Genomic DNA, 22,703 nt, shown 5'->3' on the forward strand with positions numbered 1-22,703 from the left:
AGCAAGTGCTAATTCAAGCCCAGCATTGCTCTTAAGGTAAAAGAAAGAAATGCAAAGCTGCCAAGGAGAATTCCCACAAGCGCGATCGCGGTGACGGGACGCTTGAACAGCGGGACAATCGGCGCAAACGCATTCAAAATCACGCCTAATATGACACCGATGACAAATTTGGGATATTTAGAGACGGTGTTCCAAAGGTCTTGAATCATAAGGGTTATTTTCTAAACTCAATTCCATCATATCGAGAAGCGGGAGCCGATCAATTACAAAACCTGATCAAACTGTAATTTCTGTAATACTTAAACTGATCAGATCAAATGTATTTTAGGTGTTTAATAAAAAACATGATTACTCAAGTACAGTCCCCGGTGTTGCCCCGTCCGTTTATTAAGTGGGCGGGTGGAAAAAGTCAGCTAATTTCGCAGTACGTTTCTTATTTTCCGAAACAGTATCAGAATTACTATGAGCCGTTTGTGGGCGGTGGGGCGATTTTTTTTCACCTCCAGCCTAAACAGTCGCTATTAATTGATATTAATCTTGAGCTAGTAAATGTCTATCGTTGTGTGCGCGATCGCGTTGAGGAATTAATCGATCGATTAGAGCAACATCATCAGCAACATAGTCCCGATCATTACTATCAAGTTCGCGGACAGCTTGCGCTAAATGATGATTGGTTTAGTGAAGGAAATAATGTCGATCGAGCAGCGAGACTAATTTATCTAAATAAAACTTGCTTTAACGGATTGTACCGCGAGAATTCTAAAGGGCATTTCAATGTCCCGATCGGGAGCTACAAAAAGCCCGCGATTTATGATCCAGAAATTCTAAGAGCAGATGCGATCGCGCTTCAGTCTGCAATCATTGAACCTGGATCATTTGATCAAGTCCTACAACACGCTCAAAGTTCAGAAGACTTTGTTTACTTCGATCCACCTTACTATCCGATTAGTCCAACTAGCAATTTTACAGCTTACAATCGCTATTCATTTAGCGAAGCTCAACAGTTTCAGTTGCGGGATGCTGTGAAGGAATTAAGCGATCGGGGTGTAAAAGTCATGCTCTCGAACTCGGATTGCCCGTTCATACAAGAGTTGTACAAGGAGTTTAACGTTCATACCATTTACGCCACACGCAACATTAACTGCAATGCAGAAAAACGCGGCAAGATCACAGAAGTTCTCGTCACGAACTATTGATCTCTCATAAGAAAGACGGAAACCGATCGCGTTCTCTCTAGGATTCAAGCAGTCGTGACTTAGAAGACTGTTATGCGAATTCATCATCTAAACTGTGGCTGTATGTGTCCGGTCGGTGGAGCTCTGTTTGATGGCTTCAGTCGCGGTATCACATCGAATCTTGTATGCCATTGTTTGTTGATTGAAACAAATCAAGGATTAGTTCTAGTCGATACAGGCTTTGGATTGCGAGATATTCAAGCACCGCTGAATCGGCTCAGTCCGTTTTTCATCGCATTTAATAATATTCAATTCGATCGTAAATATAGCGCGATCGACCAAATTCAAGCTCTTGGATTCTCGCCGCAAGATGTTCGCCACATTGTTCTCACACATCTTGATTTTGATCATGCGGGAGGCTTAGAAGATTTTCCGAATGCAACCGTTCATGTAATGCAGAGTGAATGGGAAGCAGTCCGAGACAGAGAAGGATTCATTACTCGAAGCCGCTATCGTCCGGAGCAGTGGGACGAAGTGAAGTCTTGGAAGTTTTACAATCCAAATGGTGAACCGTGGTTTGGATTTGAAGCTGTTCGAGAACTAGAAGGACTGCCGCCAGAGATTTTGTTTATTCCGCTGGCGGGACATACACGAGGTCATGCGGGAGTCGCGATCGAGACTTCTGAAGGCTGGCTACTTCATGCGGGCGATGCTTACTTCTATCGAGATGAAATGAAGCCTGATCCAAATTGCACTCCTGGATTGAAAGCGTATCAATGGATGATGGAAGTCGATCGTAAAGCACGATTGCTCAATCAAGATCGACTGCGAAAACTTGCACTCAATCATTCAAACGAAGTTCGATTGTTTTGTAGTCATGATGCGATCGAATATAAAACCTTGGCGAAAGAGCGATCGCTTGAGATTGCATAGTTATACTTGCTCTTTGCTGCTAGATCTATAACAATCATAAATTAGTCGTAAGATACGGGGTTGATTGTGCCCCCTAGCCCCCAAGTTTGGGGGGACAAGACTCTTAGCCCCCAGAATTGGGGGTTTGGGGGCTTTCCCGAATCTTACAGCTCAAATCGGATTGCTATAGGTAAACAAAGTTGCATCAACGTGAAAAAACTCTGCTAATTTCGCCGCTTCATCTGGCTTGATTGCTCTTTGCCGCGCCAAAATCTCTGTCACAGCCGTTTGTGTTCCTAAAACTGGAATTAGATCAGTCTCTGTTAGCTCTCTTGCCTCGATTAGATGTTGCATGATCGAGCTTCCATTTCCTTCTGGAATTGGATAATGCTCAGACTCAAACTTCTCGATTAGGGTAATCAAAAGATCAAGAAAAACTTCTTCTTCAGTCGATCTTTGCGGACGGTGCTCTAGTTCCTGTGCAAGCGCGATCGCAGCCTCGTTTTCTGCTTCAGTCAAAATCGGTTTGGGCTGGTAACGCACAAGCAAATCAGTATAGGACTTTGCATCAAAAGTATGGGTCATTTTTCCATTCGTCCTTGTCATGCTCAGCGTGAGTCAGAACATATTTAATGTAGATCCTTTGAGCCGGATAAACGAGATCGACAATCAGGCGATACTGATTTCCTTTAATGTTGAAGACAGTGAAGTTTCCCACCGCTTCAGCACTTGAATAAATTTGCTGAACTTCTAGCAAATTCTGCCAGTCCGCCTTTGTCGCAACTCGATACCAATCGTATAAAGCATCACAAGAATTAGCATGGCTCTTGCAGAACTCCCGAAGGATTTTTCGACTGATAACACGCATTCTATCCTTTAAACCAGTGATGACACTCTTGCCTTGAATCCTGCCTTTTCTAAAGCCGTTACGGTTGCCTGTTCATCTTGAACGCGGAACTGTGAGCCGAATCGAACAATCTGACTCCGAACAGATGTGCCAACGATCGCAATCACTGGAACTTTCGCATGATCTCGATCGCCATTTTCCTGCAAGACTGTTTTCAGTCGATGCCGCTGAACTGCATCATCCGCAACTTTCACCTCTAGTTCAACCATCACCATTTTCACATCGTCGATCGGTTCTGCATCATCAATGATGAATTGGAACTGATCCTCATCGCGTTTATCAATCTTGCCCCAGACCATTAACCGCGCATCCGGTTCAATCAAGCTACCAATACGATCGAATGATTTCGGAAAGACAACTGCTTCCGATCGACCTGTTAAATCTTCGATCTGAATCACTGCCATCGGATCGCCTTTTTTGGTTGTAACTCGTTTCACCGCAGTAATCATAATAATGGCGCTAACCGTTGATCCTTCTCGACAGGTTGCTAAACTTCCTAAGCTAATCGGAGCTAGTACTCTCGCAGAATCTTGTAGTTGTTTCAGCGGATGATCGGAAATGTAGAAACCGAGCACTTCTTTTTCGAGACGGAGCTTTTCTTGAGACGGATAATCAGCAACGATCGTACCTTTTGGAGCCGTTTCAAAGCTATTTTTCTGAGTTGCACCTCCAAACAAATCGAATAAATTGCCTTGTCCACTGGCTCGATCGCGTGCTCTTGATTGTGCCCAGTCGATTAGCAGTTCGAGATTGTGTGCTAATTGATGACGATTTGGCTCGATCGAATCAAATGCTCCACAGTGAATTAATGCTTCTAATGCTCGTTTATTCACTGCACGAGAATCGACCCGATCGCATAAATCCGCCATTGATGTGAACTTACCGCCTTCGTTCCGAGCTTCGAGAACTGCCTCGATCGCGCTCATTCCCACATTGCGAACCGCAGACAATCCGAATAAGATCGCATCCCCGATCGGCGTAAAGTCAATTCCCGATCGATTGATATCGGGTGGCAAGACTTTAATGCCAAGATTATGACAGGTTGCAATGTAACGCTGAATCTTATCTTGCTCACCACTGTTGATCGTCAAGATCGCTGCCATGTACTCGACGGGATAGTTCGCTTTTAGATAAGCAGTTTGGAATGTGACATAGCCATAAGCCATTGAATGTGACTTGTTGAAGCAATACTCTGCAAACAAAACCATCTGCTCGAATAGTTCTTCTGCAACTTTGGTAGAGACACCTCGTTCTTTTGCACCTTTCACAAACATTGCTTGGTGCTTTTCCATCTCAGACTTTTTCTTCTTACCCATTGCTCGACGCAACAGATCCGCTTGTCCAAGTGAATAGCCTGCCATATCCTGAGCAATTTTCATGATCTGCTCCTGGAAAACCATGATTCCGTAAGTCTCTTTCAGAATCGGTTTCAGAATTTCATGAGCATAGTCAATCTTTTCGCGCCCGTGTTTGCGATTGATGAACTTCGGAATCAGTTTTGCATCCAATGGACCCGGACGATACAGCGCGAGAACTGAAGAAATATCATCAATTCCATCGGGTTTCAGATCGCGCACGATCTGACGCATTCCAGACGATTCAAGCTGGAAGATGCCTTCGAGTTCACCTTTTGATAAGAGCTTGTAGACTTCTGGATCATCAAGCGGCAAGCTATCGAGATCAAGCTTCACTTTGCGGCTTTGTTCAATTAGCTCGATCGTCTTTTCGATCATTGTGAGATTCTTCAATCCCAAGAAGTCCATCTTCAACAATCCCAGTGCTTCAATGTCTTCCATTGCGTACTGAGTCACAATGCCGCCATCTTTGGTCACTTCCAATGGCACAATCTCATCTAAAGGTTCTGCTGCAATCACCACACCCGCAGCATGAACCCCAACGGCTTTGTTGGTTCCTTCGATTCGCATCGCCATATCAAGCCAGCGACGATAAGTAATCTGCGGATTTGTACCTGGAATGACTTGATCTTGCTGGTATTTTTGACTAAATTCTTTCGATGGCGTTTCAGTCGGAGACACCATTTTTATCAGCTTAGTAGACTTACCACGAAACACGGGAATTTGCTTCGCCATTGAGTTCGCTTCACTCAAGGGAATGTTCAACACTCGCGCCACATCTCGAAGGATTGCTTTCGAGTTCATTCGGTTGTAGGTAATGATCTGTGCAACTCGCTCTTTGCCGTACTTCTGAGTTACGTATTTAATCACTTCATCCCGTCGATCGATACAAAAATCAGTATCCACATCCGGCATCGATTTCCGCTCAGGATTCAAAAATCGCTCAAACAATAATCCATGATGCACTGGATCAATGTTGGTAATTCCCAGTGCATAAGCAACCAATGATCCGGCAGCCGAACCGCGTCCAGGTCCAACTGGAATCTTATTGTCTCGTGCGTATTTGATGTAGTCCCAAACCACCAAAAAGTAAGTCGAGAATCCCATCTGTTTAAGCATGTTTAGCTCGTAGACTAAGCGATCGCAATATTCCTGAGTAATCTCATCCCGCGAATTCCGCTTCTGACGCTGAATCAGTCCTTCCCAAGCAATCTTTTCAATGTAACTATCTGCTGTAAATCCAGGTGGAATCGGATAGTCTGGCAATCGAGATTCGCCCCCAAGCAGACTATATTCTCCGACTTTGTTTGCAACTTCGACTGTGTTCGCGATCGCGCTTTCAACAATGTCTTGCGGCAAATGATCTCGGAAAAGCGATCGCATTTCATCCGCTGACTTCAAATACTCAGTTCCGGTGTATCGCAGCCGTTTTTCTTCAACAATCAGCTTTCCAGTTTGAATACACAACAAAGCGTCATGCGCTTCTACATCAAAGCAGGAAACATAGTGTGAATCATTCGTTGCAATGATTTTAATGTCGAACTCTTTTGCAATTTTGATGATCTCAGGATTCACAAATCGTTCTTCTAACAATCCGTGATCCTGAATCTCAAGATAGTAATCATCGCCAAAGAGTTCTTTGTACCAAGCTGCAATTCTCCGAGCAATTTCGGGCTTTCCTTGCAGAATTGCTTGCGGCACTTCTCCACCGAGACAAGCACTCGTCACAATCAAGCCTTCATGATATTCGGCTAATAGATCCTTGTTAATGCAAGGACGCGAGAAAATTCCTTTTCCCTGAACGCCTTGAAGGTGTGAAATCGTTGTCAGCTTAACTAAATTCTTATAGCCCTGATTGTTCTTCGCCAAAACAACCTGGTGATACTTCGGGCGGCGTTCCTGCTTTGTGATATCGCCGTTGATCACATACATCTCATTCCCGATGATCGGCTTAATTCCTTTCCCTTGGCAGGTTTTGATTAATTCGATCGCGCCATACATTACCCCGTGATCCGTGAGTGCGATCGCGGGCATTTCGAGTTCAACGGCACGATCGACTAATTTCGATAACTGCCCCGCACCGTCTAACAAACTGTAATCACTGTGAATATGCAGACCGACGAAAGACATAATCACTCAACTCACGCGAAGGAATGAGTCTAAGAGTAACCGATCCTGAGCGCTATATCTACAAATTTTTTGAAAGATTTTTCCCAATCGTCCCCAGATATAGAGTCAGCTAAAATTCGCACTCCAATTCCACACCCCAATACCAATGTACCAAATTCAGCCAAAAACCGACGGTCTGTCACACATTCGGTTTACGCTGAAACAGAGTGAGATCAATCGGGCAATATGTCGCAATTAATTCAAGTGATGCAAAGTGTTTTCGATCGTCCTCCTGTCCCATACAATCCCGCTAATCAGACTTTGAAGGGTTGGGCGATGTTTTGTTTACGCGATCGAGGGTTTATGGTGCAATCTGCCCAAAATGCCGATTTTGCCATTACGACAAAAGGCGAAAAGGTCGCGTTCCGAGTCACACAATCTGATCCAAGCGATACCAAGACAGGTTGGATCGTGGTCGATGCTTCCGGGAAACAAGCCAGAGTCATCGCCCCCGAATCCTAACGAATTACGACTTTTCGACGTGTCCGAATCTTTTTGATCCGGCGTTTTTTAGGCAGATCCGATGCAAGAATGTCTCTCATTTCTTGCCAGAAGGGTCGATCGCTGTGATGTAAATCAACGAGTACGATCGCGACACTAAACAGCAAAATCGCAGTGCCCGCCACAAATAGCGCCATTGAGCCAGTGACAAGCCATTCCACACTCAACACAGTGCGAATCGATAAAATGAATGTGCTTGAAACAAACAATCCCAGTGCGTAATACATCACTAAGATGCCGTTGTTTGCAGACTTCACCCGCTGTTGAAGATGGCGAATCTGTTTTTGTAGCATTAGCGATCGGTTCGATTGATCAAATCTGTCTAGAATTTGAAAATATTCGACGTTGGTAATTTGCAGGCGATTCTCAATCACGCTTCGTCGCAGCAGTAGCCCACCGAGCACAAATGCACAGGCAAGTAACATCAGCACCGAATTGAGAATGAGTTGAATCAGTTGTGTCGGGTCGTTTATACTCATGCCGCCTCTGATACTCTCTAACGAAAAAGAGGATAACACAGAATTTTAGTACCAGCGTACTAAATTAGGAAAAATCTTTGAAACAGGTAGAAACAATGACGAACGAACACCGAATTACTCAAGCAAATGAAAATATTTTTGCGGATTTGGGCTTTTCTCCCGCCGAAGCTGAGGATCTCAAAGTTCGAGCAGACTTAATGTTGAGCTTGAGAAATTTGATTGAAGCGCAAAATTGGACGATCGAGCAAGCTGCCCAACAATTCGGAACATCAAAAGAGCAAATTGAGGCTTTACTTCAAGGTGAGATCGATCAATTTCCATTTGAGTTGCTTGATTCGATGAATCACAAGCGAAATTAGAGAAAATTAGACGCAAAAATGCTTATGACATTTATTTTTCTAATCATTGCAAGCGATTTCACTTATGTTTTAGGCAATTCTGAACAAAATTAGACGTGAAAACATAATTCACTTCCTGAATAAATGATTTATCGAATGAATTCGCGACTAAACAAACGAATTTCATCGGCAAACATTCAGAATCTAAAGAAATCTAGTCACAATTCAAATGACAATCTTCGATTGGCAGTGTGGGCAGTAGTACAATCTTCGTCCTGCGAGAATTTCTTTCACGATCGCATTTCCCCGACTAAAACAATTCTGTTTGCTCCTCAAAGATTCGCAACCATGCAGCAATTCTCGATCGAAGAAATGAAAGAAGAAACACGATGTGAAGCGTATCTATCCTAGAGCAACCTGCGATCTAAGTTTGGCGAAGTTGTTGGAGTTGTTCGATCGATAATTCGGTCATTCGGGCGATCATTTCTAGTGGGAGATTTTCTTGAAGCATTTTTAAAGCCAGCGATCGACGTTCTTCTAACTGCCCCTCTTGCCGTCCACGCTGTTCAGCTTCCTGCTGCCATTCTTGATAAAGCGGAGATTGCTGCATGATATCCCTCCGTAGAATCCGTTTGATCACTTCCTTATCCAATGATAGAGCAGCTAACACACCAGAAGCCGCCGCTAAATTACTTTTCTCCTGTCGGTTTTCTAATGCCTCAATTCGTTGCGCTACTTCTCTGAGCGTTGCGGCTCGATCGATCGTTCTCGTTAGTGCCGCATAAGGCAACAATCCCGGACGCTGTAAAAATTGCTCCGTCGGTTGCTCCCACAAGCGAATCACATCAAACTCATTCCGCAATCGATTTACCTGAAAATCGGTCTTATAAACCTGTTGCGAATTCGTCTCTCGCAGATAGACCACCACTTGCACCAATCGCCGATTCGGGAACTTGCGATAAATTCGTAGACTGTAATCTGCCATCCGAAAGCCAATTTGGTCATCCGGATCAGTCTGAAATTCCGCATGAAGAATTAGTTTTCTTGACTTTAACAGTACAACTGAATCTGCTCGAATCGGTTCTAGCGAAAGTTCTTTCGGCTTCAATTCCGTTAACTTGATTGGCTTGCCCACTAGCCAAGAGGAAATATCTTGAGAGTATTCGTCAGCAAGAAATTTTGAGAGAGTATCAAACATCGCCTTATTTTACTGGCATTTTGGCTTGGCAACGAGGGCAATAGTACAATCGCCGTCCAGCTAAAATCTCTTTGACAATCAACGTTCCACACACAAAACAAGGACGATTCTCGCGATTAAACACATAGTGCCGATATTCACTTCTCCGGTAGCCTTGTGCTTTCAGTTGCATCGCAAGTTCTAAATCATTGGTAATTCCTTTCGTCACGTAAGACTGATGGGTAACGGTTAAAACCGCTTGCGCCAGTGCATGAATTTGATCGTCTGAACAATCGATCGAGCGCAAGCTTGGAAACACCCGCGCTACAAATAAAATCTCACTGCGAAGATAGTTACCCAAGCCTCCCAAGAAATGTTGATCTAACAATAGAATCGGTAGCTGTCTTCGATAGAATCGTTTATCTCGAAACCGAGCTTCAATCTGTTCAACCGTCACCGCTTCATCCAACACATCTAATTCAATTCGACTCAGAAACGGATGAGTTGCTAACTGTGATTCTTGTAGCACTTCAATGTCAGATGCACTGTAGAGCAACGCTGATTTTTTCGCATTGTGAATCGCTAATCGTAGCTGTCGATTTGTCTCTGGATAAGACTGTGCTTTGCGAACATACCAGCGACCATAAAGCTGATTGTGACTGTAGATATAAAGCTGATTGCTAAAACAAATCACCATCCCTTTTCCACGAGTCCGAACCGCAGTCACACAATGTCCAACAAACTCAGATTCATAAGGCTTTAATCGATCGAATGCAAAAAACATCTCCGTCACTCGTCGATCGACTAACGCAGCAGCAATTTGATCGGCTGATTGACGGATTTCAGGACCTTCAGGCATTGGGCAAATACGCTAAATTAAAAGCATGTTAGAACTACATTGCCACACAACTTACTCAGATGGGATGCTGAGTCCGACCGAACTCGTGAATGCCGCGATCGAGTCCGGTGTTCGTGCGCTTGCGATTACCGATCACGATACGGTTTCCGGTTGGGATGAAGCCATTTCCGCTGCACCTCCCGAACTCGAAATTGTTCCTGGCTTAGAATTGAGTACTGTTTTTCGCGATCGCTCTCTCCATATTTTGGGCTTTTATCCCGATCGCGATCGCTTAATTCCGCCGCTAACTGAACGCCTCGAAGGACGAAAACGCCGCGCTCAAGAAATGATTGATAAACTTGCAGCACTCGGCTACGAAATCGAACTGCCACAGATGGGAGAAGGCATGGCTCCCGGTCGTCCCCATATTGCTTCGGCACTGGTGAGAGCGGGTCACGTGGAATCATCCAGAGAAGCCTTCGATCGCTTTCTTGCAGATGACAAACCTGCCTTTGTGCAATACGAAAAATTCAGTGCCGCAGACGGCATTCGATTGTTACGCGACTGTGGAGCCGTTCCAATCTGGGCACATCCATTTCTATTCCGGGGCGCACCTGTGAAACAGGTTTTACCAGAACTGGTGGAAGCTGGACTCATGGGAATCGAAGTCTATCATCCGAGCCATACGCTTTGGCAAGCAGAACGACTGAAAGAAATGTGCGCTCACTATGGACTGTTGATCAGTGGTGGTAGTGATTTTCATGGTATTCCAGCAGATAGCAAGCCAGATGAATATCGATCGCTCAATAGTTTGAAAGTGTCGATCGACCTTTTAGATCCGATTAAACAAGCTGCGGATGATCTCAAAACAGCGATCGGCTAGTTCAAGCGTTTGGAAACAACCTGCCTCACTGTTTTTGGAATATCCTGGATTGCTGCCATTTGCAGCATTAGGACAAAGTGAGAGTCCCGCTGGAATGTTGCGCCAAGCGACTCAAATTGTCGATCGCATCGAAGATCCAACAACGCAGAATAATCTGATGGCGGCAAGCGCTATTCTCGCTGGGTTACGATTGGAACAAACGATCATTAATCAATTACGGAGGGACATTATGCAAGAATCCGTGATTTACCAAGCGATTCAAAAAGAGAAGGCAGAGGAGATTGCGCTCAATCTTCTTCGGGAAGGGGCTTCGATCGAACTCGTTGCCCGTGGAACTGGATTATCGATCGAGGAAGTTCAACAACTCCAACAACAACTCAATGACTCCGCACAAAATCAAGCTTAGGCGAACTGACATGATCTTTCAGAAATCTCTCAGATTTTTCCGGACGAGGACTGAGATTTTCGTATACGGGATTGGTAGATGCACCCTGATGATTCACCCCTGGCGATCCGTCAGGGGTTTTTTATTAGTTGCTCCTCGGATGATTCGCCGCGACTTGGGCGACCCGCTGAGAAATCTCCGGATTGTACAATCTCAGATAGTTCCAATAGTTACCTAACACCGATTTCACGTAGCCTCTGGTTTCAGAATACGGAATTGATTCAATAAATTCGTCTGGATCTTGCGTTTTTGCTTTGCTCAACCAGCCTGAAACGGCTCCAGGTCCGGCGTTATAGCTGGCAACCGCTAACAGTGAATTATTGCTGTACTGGGCATGGGTATAGTCCAAATACCAGGTTCCAAACTTGATGTTCGTCTCAGGATCAGCCAGTTTGAACTCTTTAACTTTGATGTTGTTGGCGATGTATTGACCCGTCTCCGGCATGACTTGCATCAAGCCAACTGCACCCACACTCGATCGAATATTTGGCTCAAACCGTGATTCTTGTCGAATCAATGCTGTAACCAACATCGGATTAAGCTGTCGTTGCTGTGACCAATTCTCAATTTGTTCAACATACGGGAACGGATAGAGCGCTTGCCAATATCCAATATTCTTTTTCAATTGTTGGTATTGAGCTTTGTCTTCAGCAGTGTCTCGATCGCGTAAACTTCCCACCATGAAGATGCCATCGAGATTATCGCCAACGCCTAATCGCATCACACCATCAGTAAACTGTTCAGCGATCGACGGTTTCACTCGATTTTGAAATTCGATTTGCCAATGTGACCAAGCATCGCGATCTTGACCAAGTTGAAATAGTTCTTTGAGTGCAGTAGATCCCGCAGGCAACTCTGGACGAGAGAGCGGTTTTTGCACTTGAGGATTCATCGATCGAACGCTATTGAAATCGCCCACATTCCAACCGAGAATCGATGCCGATCGCCAAGCGTAATAGGATTCAGGATGATCACTCAGAACTTTTTGGAACAGTTTCGCGGCTTGATCATTGTTGCCGATCGTTTGTGCCCATTTGCCCGCCCAGAATCCCGCTTCGGCTGCAATTTCGCTCGTGGGATTGTTCGTTAAAATCGGCTCTGCCCACTGTCGAGCAAGTTTGATATTTCCAGCTTTGGCGCTTTTTTGAGCATATTCCCAACGCATTTCTGCCGCAGCATCCGAATTGGCGTACTGAGTCAAAACTAACTGCCGCGTTTGTGCCGCCGTTTTGCCGCTGTTCATTTTGTCGAGCATTTTCGACTTCTCAACTAAGGCAGCAGGAGCACGATCGGGAAAATTCTGAATCACTTGATCGAGATACGCGATCGCAGTTTGCGGTGTCTCTGCTATGTCTGCCAATCGAGTCAGAGCCAATCCTGCTTCTGGAGATTTTGGAAACTGCTGCACCATTTGACGGTAGCGCTCAGTTGCTCCAGGCTTGCCGCTCAGATGCAATCCACGAGCCGATCGATAAGCGGTTAACGGAGTTTGAGGAGCGCGAGAATATGCGATCGCGCCCTTGTCATAGACTTGATTTTCCCAATAGCCAAATGCGATCGCTTCCCAATCGTCCGGTTTTAACTGATTGCCGAACTGTGAAACTAATCGATCGAGCAGTTCGGTATAGCCTTTAGAATCCATGCCATATCGAGCAACCAGAAGCAATAACGGTAACTGTTTCGGATTTTGCTTTAAGCGAGTTGTGGCAATCTCAACCGATCGGGGATGCGAGGGAAATTGCTGTAGGGCTTGATCCCAGAACTTAGAATCTTTTCGTCCTAAGATAAACAAAGCTTCAGCAGTTGCAGCCTCTTTAGGATATTTTTGTACAACCTCTTGCAACGTCTGTGTGGCTTCTTTCTGCTTGCCTGCGACTTCGTAAGCTTGGGCGCGTCTGACTCCAGTTTGTGCCGCTAACACCGGATAGCTTTTCTCTAAATCTTTCAGTTGCTCTAGAGCTTTGTCGCCTTGACCTTGAGCAATAAAATCCATTGCCAATAAATATCGTGCTCGATCGCGCTCCAAAGTCGAAGTTGCGCTTTGAGTCACCTGTTTGAGTGCCGCTCCCCGTTCATTGGCAGATTTCGTCACTAAAGGACTAATCACCGGGCTAGAAGTTCCGACCCCACCCGATTGCGGACTATTGAGCGACTGAAGCGAATTCACCGCATTAGAAGGCATTTGCGACACTTCTCGCAGTTTCTCGATCGGCAATAACGCACCCGCGATTAACCCGATCGCACCCGCTCCAGCGGCGAGAGTCAACCAAAACTTTCGTTGTTTAAACAGCGGCTTTCGCATCAGAGAAACGTCCAGAACAAGGGGCAATTTGTCGCAAACTGTTAGCAGTTATAGCAGAATTTTCATAATTCTGAGACATTAATACAATTCCAGTTTCAAACCACACATCCGTCTACGGTTTCTGACATTTTGATCGATACTGGAAATCAGATGTTAGAACCCACGAAGAAAGGGCAAGATTGGAATGAATTTAACAGTCACGGGAACTCCACTCCTCGAATGGACAGGCGATGGTTTAGCGATCGCACTCTTTGAAGGTGCAGAATTAACGGGCGATCTCACGAATTTAGATCAAAAATTGTCAGGCGCGATCGCAGATTTAATCGCAGATGCGGAATTCAAAGGAAAATCAGGCAGTACAGCATCCACTCGGATCGCAGGCAGCCCCATTCGTAAACTTCTCCTCGTAGGATTGGGTAAGCCGGATGCGTTCACTCTTGAAACGTTACGTCGATCGGGTGCTGCTGCGGCAAAATTAGCCAAACGCGAACGCTGCAAAACTGTAGGAATGAGTTTTCCAGTTTATCAAAACGATCCAGCGGGAACCACTCAAGCGATCGTCGAAGGCATCGAATTATCTCTCTACAAAGATCTGCGCTTTAAGTCAGAACCCGATGACAGTGCGAAGATTGAATCGATCGAGCTTCTTGGTTTAGCGGGTCAAGAGGCTGAGATCGAAAAAGCCCGTCAAATCTGTTCTGGCGTATTCCTTGCTCGTGAATTAGTCGCGGCTCCTGCAAACTATGTCACGCCGATCACGATGGCTGAGACTGCATTAGCGATCGCGAACGAATACGGTTTAGACATTCAAATTCTCGAAAAAGAAGACTGCGAAAAGCTCGGAATGGGAGCATTTCTAGGAGTTGCCCAAGCTTCTGATCTTCCACCCAAATTCATCCACATCATTTACAGACCACAAGGCACTCCCCGCAAGAAAGTAGCAATCATCGGCAAGGGTCTGACGTTCGATTCGGGTGGACTCAACATCAAAGGTGCGGGTAGCGGCATCGAAATGATGAAAACTGATATGGGTGGTGCGGGTGCAACTTTTGGAGCGGTGAAAGCGATCGCACAATTAAAACCCGATGTCGAAGTGCATTTCATCAGCGCTGTAACCGAGAACATGATCAGCGGTCGAGCGATTCATCCGGGCGATATTCTCACTGCCTCGAATGGAAAAACGATCGAGATCAACAATACCGATGCAGAAGGACGATTAACACTCGCTGATGCGCTGGTGTATACCGAAAAATTGGGAGTTGATGCGATCGTGGATCTCGCAACTCTTACTGGAGCTTGTGTCGTTGCTCTAGGCGATAACATTGCAGGCTTGTGGAGTCCGAATGATGAACTCGCCGATCAACTGCTCAAAGCTAGTGAACAATCAGGCGAAAAACTCTGGCGAATGCCAATGGAAGAAAAGTACTTTGACAGTATGAAATCCGGCATTGCTGACATGAAAAACACAGGTGCTCGTGCAGGTGGCGCAATCTCGGCAGCGCTGTTTCTCAAACAATTTGTGAAGGAAACACCTTGGGCGCACTTAGATGTAGCAGGTCCAGTTTGGGCGGACAAGGAAAATGGCTACAACGGTGCAGGCGCAACAGGTTACGGAGTGAGAACCTTGGTGAATTGGGTACTTGCATAACGCTCACGCCCTCGCGATCGGAGGCGTATCTAAGCGCCTCCAAATTTCTTCATTTTTTCAAGTGGATTGGCAAAACTGACATGGACAACTTACTAAATTCTGTAGATTCGCAAACGGTATTAGCGATCGGTGCTACTGTAGTCGCTTTCCTACTGCTTAAACTGGTACTTAAAGTATTGAACAATGCCGCAGGACTAATTCTAACGATCGTGGCGATCGTGCTTGGATTGCAGTATTTGTTTGGGATCACCCCGAATCAGTTGTGGTTTGAAATGGCACATTTGCCACAAGAATTGATTCGACTGGTCGAAAGTGTTCGACTCCCAGCGATCGGACTACTGTAACTGAGCAGTTTTACTTCCAGCAAATCCACGACTGATCCTTGTGATTTCACCTCCTTTAACTCATGCCTTCCTACTGTTTGGCACTGCTTTTATTGCAGGTGGGCTGAACTCTGTTGCAGGTGGCGGTAGCTTCATCACTTTTCCAACTTTGATCTTCACTGGGATGAATCCAGTGGTTGCCAATGCAACAAACAATACTGCAATCTGGGTCGCGGCTCTGTCGAGTGCAGGAGCTTACCGAAAAGATTTAGGAATTCCAAGAAAACAACTCTTGCTGCTATGTGGTGTGAGCTTGATCGGAGGCATGATTGGCTCTATTGCATTGCTCTACACTTCCTCTGATGTTTTCAAAAAGCTGATTCCTTACCTGTTGCTGTTTGCAACAGTTATTTTTGTGTTTGGAGACTCACTTAAAGCTTGGTTCCAGCGCGGGAAAACTTCCTCTGAAACTCTCCCACTTTCTCGGTTGATGTTGATTCAATTCGCGATCGCACTCTACGGCGGTTTTTTTGGTGCAGGAATCGGTATTCTGATGCTGGCAACGCTGACATTTATGGGCATCAAGAATATTCACAGCATCAATGCCTTTAAGACCTTCCTCGGTAGCTGCATTAACGGAATCGCGATCGTTCCTTTCCTCTTTGCAGGCGTGATCTCATGGCAGCAAGTGATTGTGATGTCGATCGGGGGTTCACTCGGTGGATACTTGTGTGCTCATTATGCTCGAAAGCTTGATCCTCAATTGGTTCGGAGATTTGTCATTTTCGTTGCGGTGAGTATGACAGCCTATTTCTTTGTACAGAATTGATTTTTTGTAGCAGCCGAATTAGAGCTTAACTTAGGTTAAACGATCTAACCATTGATCCTATTCGGTTAGGCAAATTTGACGATGCAAAACTGTCTCCAGATAGATGCGGCGTTCGATTAGCGTATATGGAGTACTCTATACTCCTAATTTAGCTATGATTCATCAGGAGAAGCGATCGACAAAACTTTCACGCACAAAATCACGCAACGGTTCTGAATGAATTCTAGATTTCTGAAGCAGGAAGCGAACACGCTTTACAAAGCACTCTCGCCGCTATTGTCGCTCGATCGACGATTTGCAGACGTGATTGTGCGCGATTTGGCTCGACTGGTGCAGCAGTGTGCACGGGGACATGGGAAAGTGCAATCTTCTGAATTGCTCGCGTTTCTGGTGGTGTATGCACTCGTGAAGCAGGATGCCGAAAAACTCAAGGTAGCAATTCAGCTTTGGGAGACTTCAGAGCGAAGTCAGCATGAAAAAACGACGCTGCAAATCATTTTGGATTTGACTCAGGATCAGTCTGAAGCGTTTTTGTTGCCTTCGATCGTGAATCAATTGGATGAAGAGAAAGGGACGAATCATCTGAGTACGACAGTGAATGCAATTTACAAATTTGCTCAAGCGATCGTAAAAGCAGATGGAACGGTGAGCTTGCAAGATTTAGAAACGCTTTCACAAATTTGGCAACGACTTCATGAGTATCAACCGTTGAAAAACTATGAAGCAGGATTCGCAGCAATTTCAAAATCCGATCCTTCCGATAATTCTGAGCAAATCTTAGAACAAGCATTAGCTGAATTAAATGATTTGATTGGGATGGAAAATATCAAAGAAGAAGTGCGAACCCTGGCGAATTTTCTCAAAGTGCAAAAGATTCGAGTCGATCGCGGTTTAGCCAAAACTTCTGTCTCGCTTCATGCCGTATTTTGTGGACCTCCAGGAACCGGAAAAACAACGGTTGCGCGATTGATGAGCCGAATTTTTCACGGATTAGAATTTCTGAATAAAGGGCATTTGATTGAAACCGATCGCTCAGGAATGGTGGCAGGATATGTCGGACAGACTGCGAATAAAGTCGATGAGTTAGTTAATTCTGCACTTGATGGAGTGTTGTTTATTGATGAAGCTTATGCGTTAGTTCCAGAAGAATCTGGGCGCGATTTTGGGCAAGAAGCGATCGACGTTTTACTCAAGCGCATGGAAGATCATCGCGAGCGATTAGTGGTGATTGTGGCAGGATATACCGATGAAATGGCAACCTTTATCGAGTCGAATCCGGGCTTAGAATCGCGGTTTAATCGTTACTTTTATTTCAATCATTATCAGCCCGAGGAATTGCTGGCAATTTTTGAGAAGATGTGCGAGAAAAGTCACTTCAAACTCTCAACTGAAGCGCGGGAAAAATTACGATCGGTCTTTGAAGATCTCTACGTGAAACGTGAGAAAACCTTTGGAAATGCAAGATTAGTTCGGAACTTATTTGAACGAATTATTGAACGCCAAGCGAATCGACTCGCGGTTCTAAATTCATTGAGTGATGAAACATTAACAACACTTCTGCCCGAAGATATTCCGCCTCAAGTGGGAAGCCGATTTGCAGGTTCGGAACGATCGATTTCTTAAGAAAGGTTTGTCGATCGAAAAGGATGTCGATCGAGTGTGATATGCTGCATGGGCTAAGAATTGGGGAAGTTCGGTGAGAATCCGGTACTGTGGCGCAACTGTGATGAGCGGCGATCGTTCGAGTCAGAATGCCAATCTTAGAGAGTCTATTCAATTCTCTGCGATCCACGGAGATGGGGCACATTCATGAGTTGGTTGGCGGCATCAAATCCTTGTCCTGGTCTGTTTTATGGGACTTCTGCACAAGATGGCACATTGATTCGGATTCGGATTCCGGGTGGAATTTTGAACCGAGATCAAGCGATCGCAATTCTTGATCTTGCTGATCGCTGGAATACTCCCATGATTCAAGTGACGAATCGGGCAAATCTTCAGTTTCGAGCAGTGCGATCGATTCCTTCTCCCGAAATTTATACCACGTTGCAATCGGTTGGATTGGCAGCGAAACAGCCTGAATTGGATCATCTGCGAAATGTGATGGCAAGTCCCACCGCAGGAATTGATCCAGGCGAGTGGGTTGATATTCGATCAATCATTCAGGGAGTGGATCATTACATCCAAAACACACCAGAATTAGCAGGATTGCCTCCGAAGTTTAGTATCGGGATTGATGGAGGGGGATCAGTCGGAATTGGGGCTAGACCCGAAGCAAAATGGCAGCATCGATACAATGAAATTCAACTTTCAGCCGTCAGCCGCGATCGATTCAAGCTCACATTCGGCAGCAATCGACAGTTCTATGAAACGAATGTAGAAACTTCGGATTGTTTAAGTGCGATCGTAGCTCTAACGGAAACGTATCTAAACTACGTTCAACAGTCCCAAAACCCGAAGAAACCTCGAATGCGAGATTTGTTGCGCGATTGGGGAATTGAAGGCTTTTTGAGTCGAGTTGATTTTGAATTCCAAAGCTCAAATACTTCAGTTTCGGAAGCAAAATCGCAACATTTAGGAATTCATTCTCAGAAGCAATCAGAGCATTCATACGTTGGAATTGCATTGAAATTGGGATGGATATCGATCGACCAATTAAAAGGATTGATCCAACTTGCTGAAACCTACGGATCGGGAGAACTTCGGCTCACTCCTTGGCAGTCTATTTTGCTTCCCAACATTTCAACAGTACAAACTTCTACTGTTCTCACCGCAATCAAATCCTTAGACCTTTCGGCTGATCCGATCGATTCCGCCATTGTTGCCTGTGCCGGAAAACCAGGCTGTGCAGCTTCAGAAACACACACCCAATCTCACGCGCTTGAATTGATGCACTTGCTCGATCGTTCTATTAACATTCACATGACTGGTTGTTCCAAAGGATGCGCTCAACCCAGTCCCGCAGAGATCACACTACTTGGAACAACAATACAAGGGGTTGAAGCTTATTCTTTGTTTGCTGGAGATCGCTTATTAACTGATCGTCCAATTCCAGCAAGTGACCTTTCCTCGATCGCACATCTCATCAACACGCTGCATGATTGACTACATTCGTAACGGTGACGATATTTACCGCAAGTCATTTTCGATTATTCGCGCAGAAGCAAACCTCGATCGCTTACCTGCGGATCTCGCTCATGTCACGGTTCGCCTGATCCACGCTTGCGGCATGACCGATTTAGCTAACGATATCGAAGCCTCTCCCAATGCAGTCCAAGCCGGAAGACAAGCCCTTGAAAACGGTGCTGTGATTCTCTGTGATGCTCAAATGGTGGCGAATGGTGTAACCCGAAAACGATTGCCAGCAGAGAATTCTGTGGTTTGTACACTGAATGATCCGACTGTTCCAGAGCTTGCAAAAGCGATCGACAATACGCGATCGGCAGCAGCACTCGAACTTTGGAAACCGATGTTAGTCGGATCAGTGGTTGCGATCGGGAATGCTCCAACTGCATTGTTCCGATTGTTGGAACTGTTAGACGAAGGAGCGCCCAAACCCGCACTGATTCTCGGTTTTCCGGTTGGATTTGTCGGAGCCGCAGAATCAAAAGCGGAACTTGCGGCAAACAGTCGGGGTGTCCCGTTTATAACGCTGCATGGGCGACGAGGCGGAAGTGCGATCGCAGCCGCAGCAATCAACGCTTTAGCAAAACAAGAGGAGATATAACCATGACAGGTAAACTTTATGGAATTGGAATTGGTCCTGGAGATCCAGAACTGCTCACGATGAAAGCATTTCGCGTTTTGCGATCGTCTCCAGTGGTTGCCTATCCCATGTCGGATAGTGGGCGAAAATTAGCTCGATCGATTGTGGCGGAATATCTTCGCCCTGAGCAAATCGAAGTGCCAATGTATTTTCCGTTTAAGCTCGAAGAATCATCACAGCCTTACTATGACAAAGCAGCGGAAACTTTGGCGGAACATTTAGAAGCTGGACGGGATGTCGTTGTTTTGTGCGAAGGTGATCCATTCTTCTACGGATCGTTTATGTATTTGTACAATCGACTCTCTAATCAGTTTCCGACCGAAGTGATTCCAGGTGTGTCTTGTGTGATGGCAAGTCCAGCTATTCTAGGAACGCCTCTAACCTATCGAAATGATGTGTTCATGGTGGTCTCTTCAATTCTTCCTGCCGAAGAGTTAGAGGCTCGGTTATCGGTTGCAGATGCAGCAGCAATTATCAAACTCGGTAAGCACTTTAACAAAGTAGTGGGTGTACTAAAACAGTTGGGATTGTACGATCGAGCAAAATACATCGAACGCGCTTCAATGCCCGATCAGCGAATTGTTCCGATCAGCGAAGTGAATCCGGCTGAAGTGCCTTATTTTGCAATGATTGTAATTCCGAGCCAATGGCAACCCTAATGTCGATCGCTGTTATTGTTTTAGGTCAAGCGAGTGTTCCTGTAGCACGTCGGATTGTTGATGCTCTACCCAATGCAACATTGTACGGATTAGAGCATCGAACAACCGGAGTCGATCGCTCTTTTACTCAGTTCGGGGAAACAGTTCGCGAATTGTTTAGTCAAGGAACTGCGATCGTCGGGATTTGTGCTGCGGGAATCTTGATTCGCACTATTGCGCCTTTGTTAAACAACAAGTGGAAAGAACCAGCGGTAATTGCGATCGCAGAAGATGGGAGTGCTGTCGTTCCCTTGCTCGGTGGATTGCAAGGTGTGAATGATCTAGCCCGCGAGATTGCAACTGTGCTAGATACAATTCCTGCAATTACAACGACTGGAGACATTCGCTTTCGGACTGCTTTACTTTCACCGCCCAATGGATACCAATTAGTAAATCCTGATGATGCCAAGACGTTTTTAGCAGATTTGCTTGCGGGTGCAACTGTCAAAATTGAAGGATCTGCGCCTTGGTTGGAAAATAGTCAATTACCGATCGCTGAAGATGCAAAACTAACAATCAAAGTAACGGATCAGATTGCTCAAGGTAGCTCAGATTGTTTAGTTTATCAAACGGTTTTAACTCAGCGACTCGCAATCATTGGAACGGGACCAGGATCAGCCGAATGGATGTCCCCGCAAGTGAAAGAAGTTTTGCGATCGTCTACTGATTGGATCGGTTATCAAACCTATTTGAACTTAGTCGAACCGCTTCACACAACTCAGCAAATTCATGTGTTCGATAACCGAGAAGAACTCGATCGAGCAGCATTAGCTCTAAATTTGGCGGCTGAGGGGCGATCTGTCGTGATGGTATCTTCTGGCGATCCAGGCATTTATGCGATGGCAGCGGCGGTATTTGAAGTCCTAGAGCGAGACAATAAACCAGAATGGGACTCGATCGACATTCAAGTTTGTCCTGGAATTTCCGCGATGCAAGCAGCGGCGGCTCAAGTGGGCGCACCGTTGGGACACGATTTCTGTGCGATTTCGCTGTCAGACATTCTCAAACCTTGGGAAATTATTGCCGATCGCATTTGTGCAGCAGCGCAGGCAGATTTCGCGATCGCGTTTTACAATCCCATTTCTAAAACTCGCACCTGGCAATTAGAAAAAGCAAAACAGCTTTTATTGAACTATCGCACTCCCGATACGCCAATTGTTCTCGCTCGAAATTTAGGTAGACCGGGACAACAAACACAGGTGAAACGATTGGGAGATTTATCGATCGACGATGCTGATATGAGAACGGTGATTCTGATTGGATCGAGTAAAACGCGATCGGTTCCGCGTCCTGATGGCGGAGTCTGGGTCTATACACCGCGCTGCTATGATGCCTAATCCGCCATTGCGAAAATCTGAGCAGCGGTGAATTCTAGATCGGGAAAAATGCTCGATCGAATTCTTTCATCGCCTCGAAATAGCTCAGACTGATATTCGCCATCCCGCAATCGATTCACAGTAATAGTCGGTTGTTTCGGCTTGCCAATATAGCGAATTCCATCAAATGCACCATAATCGACGATCCAATATTCTGCAATTCCTAGTGCTTCATACTCTAGAAACTTCGTGTCATAGTCATCTGCCCAATTGGTGCTAACGACCTCAATCACTAAAGGAGGAGGAATGTAAGCAGCAGCAGATATTGAACTATTCCGCATTCGTCCCCATTCTGCTTTGTCAAACACAACAATGTCTGCTTTGCGGCTTTCTTCGCGTCCTGTAGTCGGATTGTTGCCAAGCCGAATCTGCTTGGATTGGCGAGGAATATATGGACAATCCCGATCGACACAATGATGATCCAAATAGGCACAAAGCCGTTGAATCAAATCCTCGTGTTTTGCAGTTGGCTCAGTAATGGGCATCGGAAATCCGTCTCGCAATTCAAAGCGTCTGCCTGTTCCGTCATCCCAAGCAAGAAACGCTTCAAATGTCAGTGGCTCAGGTACAGTCGCAAACATCACT

At 45.5% G+C, this 22,703-nt stretch carries 24 protein-coding genes; 15 read left to right on the plus strand and 9 right to left on the minus strand.

Annotated features, from left to right (window positions below):
* Positions 1-8: 8 nt before the first annotated feature.
* A complete protein-coding gene (locus ACQ4M5_RS14610) occupies positions 9-209 on the minus strand; it encodes a DUF751 family protein (RefSeq protein WP_430676367.1) in 201 nt (66 codons plus the stop codon).
* Between the two features lie 135 nt (positions 210-344).
* Between ACQ4M5_RS14610 and ACQ4M5_RS14615 the strand changes: the two genes are divergently transcribed.
* The gene (locus ACQ4M5_RS14615; RefSeq protein WP_430676368.1) at positions 345-1,196 is read left to right on the plus strand and encodes a DNA adenine methylase; all 852 of its coding nucleotides are present in this window, start codon (positions 345-347) and stop codon (positions 1,194-1,196) included.
* Positions 1,197-1,268: 72 nt separating this feature from the next.
* Positions 1,269-2,108 carry an MBL fold metallo-hydrolase gene (locus tag ACQ4M5_RS14620; protein WP_430676369.1) on the plus strand — a complete coding sequence of 280 codons (840 nt, stop codon included), beginning with the start codon at positions 1,269-1,271 and terminating at the stop codon, positions 2,106-2,108.
* A gap of 150 nt (positions 2,109-2,258) precedes the next feature.
* Here the strand turns inward: ACQ4M5_RS14620 and ACQ4M5_RS14625 are convergent, their stop codons facing one another.
* From ACQ4M5_RS14625 to ACQ4M5_RS14635, 3 genes are read right to left on the minus strand one after another with little or no spacing between them, the layout of a single operon-like run.
* On the minus strand, positions 2,259-2,672 hold the full coding sequence (locus tag ACQ4M5_RS14625) for a helix-turn-helix domain-containing protein (RefSeq protein ID WP_430676370.1): 414 nt from the start codon (positions 2,670-2,672) through the stop codon (positions 2,259-2,261).
* Positions 2,656-2,955, minus strand: coding sequence for a type II toxin-antitoxin system HigB family toxin (locus tag ACQ4M5_RS14630; RefSeq protein ID WP_430676371.1), 300 nt, complete (start codon positions 2,953-2,955; stop codon positions 2,656-2,658). The genes ACQ4M5_RS14625 and ACQ4M5_RS14630 overlap by 17 nt, the downstream gene beginning before the upstream one ends.
* 8 nt (positions 2,956-2,963) lie before the next feature.
* Positions 2,964-6,479, minus strand: coding sequence for a DNA polymerase III subunit alpha (locus tag ACQ4M5_RS14635; protein ID WP_430676372.1), 3,516 nt, complete (start codon positions 6,477-6,479; stop codon positions 2,964-2,966).
* A 225-nt stretch (positions 6,480-6,704) separates the two neighbouring features.
* Here ACQ4M5_RS14635 and ACQ4M5_RS14640 point away from each other — a divergent pair, with 225 nt between their 5' ends.
* On the plus strand, positions 6,705-6,980 hold the full coding sequence (locus ACQ4M5_RS14640) for a hypothetical protein (RefSeq protein WP_430676373.1): 276 nt from the start codon (positions 6,705-6,707) through the stop codon (positions 6,978-6,980).
* Here the strand turns inward: ACQ4M5_RS14640 and ACQ4M5_RS14645 are convergent.
* The gene (locus ACQ4M5_RS14645; protein WP_430676374.1) at positions 6,977-7,498 is read right to left on the minus strand and encodes a DUF2721 domain-containing protein; all 522 of its coding nucleotides are present in this window, start codon (positions 7,496-7,498) and stop codon (positions 6,977-6,979) included. The genes ACQ4M5_RS14640 and ACQ4M5_RS14645 overlap by 4 nt on opposite strands.
* A 95-nt stretch (positions 7,499-7,593) precedes the next feature.
* Between ACQ4M5_RS14645 and ACQ4M5_RS14650 the strand changes: the two genes are divergently transcribed.
* Complete coding sequence (locus ACQ4M5_RS14650; RefSeq protein ID WP_430676375.1) at positions 7,594-7,857, plus strand: helix-turn-helix domain-containing protein; 264 nt, start codon at positions 7,594-7,596, stop codon at positions 7,855-7,857.
* 135 nt (positions 7,858-7,992) lie between these two features.
* On the plus strand, positions 7,993-8,247 hold the full coding sequence (locus ACQ4M5_RS14655; protein WP_430676376.1) for a hypothetical protein: 255 nt from the start codon (positions 7,993-7,995) through the stop codon (positions 8,245-8,247).
* Positions 8,248-8,260: 13 nt separating this feature from the next.
* On the opposite strand, the gene ACQ4M5_RS14660 is transcribed toward ACQ4M5_RS14655, so the two are convergent.
* Complete coding sequence (locus ACQ4M5_RS14660) at positions 8,261-9,034, minus strand: Rpn family recombination-promoting nuclease/putative transposase (RefSeq protein ID WP_430676377.1); 774 nt, start codon at positions 9,032-9,034, stop codon at positions 8,261-8,263.
* Positions 9,035-9,038: 4 nt separating this feature from the next.
* Entirely contained in the window at positions 9,039-9,872 is an 834-nt protein-coding gene (gene nei / locus ACQ4M5_RS14665) for an endonuclease VIII (protein ID WP_430676378.1), read from the minus strand.
* A 25-nt stretch (positions 9,873-9,897) separates the two neighbouring features.
* Between nei and ACQ4M5_RS14670 the strand changes: the two genes are divergently transcribed.
* Complete coding sequence (locus tag ACQ4M5_RS14670; protein WP_430676379.1) at positions 9,898-10,734, plus strand: PHP domain-containing protein; 837 nt, start codon at positions 9,898-9,900, stop codon at positions 10,732-10,734.
* Entirely contained in the window at positions 10,709-11,140 is a 432-nt protein-coding gene (locus ACQ4M5_RS14675) for a hypothetical protein (RefSeq protein ID WP_430676380.1), read from the plus strand. The genes ACQ4M5_RS14670 and ACQ4M5_RS14675 overlap by 26 nt, the downstream gene beginning before the upstream one ends.
* A gap of 124 nt (positions 11,141-11,264) precedes the next feature.
* Here the strand turns inward: ACQ4M5_RS14675 and ACQ4M5_RS14680 are convergent, their stop codons facing one another.
* The gene (locus tag ACQ4M5_RS14680; protein ID WP_430676381.1) at positions 11,265-13,481 is read right to left on the minus strand and encodes a transglycosylase SLT domain-containing protein; all 2,217 of its coding nucleotides are present in this window, start codon (positions 13,479-13,481) and stop codon (positions 11,265-11,267) included.
* Positions 13,482-13,665: 184 nt separating this feature from the next.
* On the opposite strand from ACQ4M5_RS14680, the gene ACQ4M5_RS14685 reads away from it, so the two are divergent.
* From ACQ4M5_RS14685 to cobJ, 8 genes are all read left to right on the plus strand, one after another.
* A complete protein-coding gene (locus ACQ4M5_RS14685) occupies positions 13,666-15,129 on the plus strand; it encodes a leucyl aminopeptidase (RefSeq protein WP_430676382.1) in 1,464 nt (487 codons plus the stop codon).
* Positions 15,130-15,209: 80 nt separating this feature from the next.
* Entirely contained in the window at positions 15,210-15,473 is a 264-nt protein-coding gene (locus tag ACQ4M5_RS14690) for a hypothetical protein (RefSeq protein WP_430676383.1), read from the plus strand.
* Between the two features lie 40 nt (positions 15,474-15,513).
* Complete coding sequence (locus tag ACQ4M5_RS14695) at positions 15,514-16,281, plus strand: sulfite exporter TauE/SafE family protein (protein WP_430676384.1); 768 nt, start codon at positions 15,514-15,516, stop codon at positions 16,279-16,281.
* A 216-nt stretch (positions 16,282-16,497) separates the two neighbouring features.
* Positions 16,498-17,904, plus strand: coding sequence for an AAA family ATPase (locus ACQ4M5_RS14700; protein WP_430676385.1), 1,407 nt, complete (start codon positions 16,498-16,500; stop codon positions 17,902-17,904).
* A gap of 186 nt (positions 17,905-18,090) precedes the next feature.
* Positions 18,091-19,383: a precorrin-3B synthase gene (gene cobG, locus ACQ4M5_RS14705; RefSeq protein WP_430676386.1), complete on the plus strand. Its 1,293-nt coding sequence runs from the start codon at positions 18,091-18,093 to the stop codon at positions 19,381-19,383.
* Entirely contained in the window at positions 19,376-20,005 is a 630-nt protein-coding gene (locus ACQ4M5_RS14710) for a precorrin-8X methylmutase (RefSeq protein ID WP_430676387.1), read from the plus strand. Before cobG ends, ACQ4M5_RS14710 begins: the two co-directional genes overlap by 8 nt.
* A 2-nt stretch (positions 20,006-20,007) precedes the next feature.
* The gene (locus ACQ4M5_RS14715; RefSeq protein ID WP_430676388.1) at positions 20,008-20,703 is read left to right on the plus strand and encodes a precorrin-2 C(20)-methyltransferase; all 696 of its coding nucleotides are present in this window, start codon (positions 20,008-20,010) and stop codon (positions 20,701-20,703) included.
* Complete coding sequence (cobJ, locus tag ACQ4M5_RS14720; protein ID WP_430676389.1) at positions 20,691-22,079, plus strand: precorrin-3B C(17)-methyltransferase; 1,389 nt, start codon at positions 20,691-20,693, stop codon at positions 22,077-22,079. The genes ACQ4M5_RS14715 and cobJ overlap by 13 nt, the downstream gene beginning before the upstream one ends.
* On the opposite strand, the gene ACQ4M5_RS14725 is transcribed toward cobJ, so the two are convergent.
* Positions 22,076-22,699: a Uma2 family endonuclease gene (locus ACQ4M5_RS14725; RefSeq protein ID WP_430676390.1), complete on the minus strand. Its 624-nt coding sequence runs from the start codon at positions 22,697-22,699 to the stop codon at positions 22,076-22,078. The two genes, cobJ and ACQ4M5_RS14725, sit on opposite strands and share 4 nt — an antisense overlap.
* Positions 22,700-22,703 lie beyond the last annotated feature (4 nt).

The organism is Leptolyngbya sp. AN10 (genome assembly GCF_050565645.1).
Lineage (GTDB): Bacteria > Cyanobacteriota > Cyanobacteriia > Leptolyngbyales > Leptolyngbyaceae > Leptolyngbya.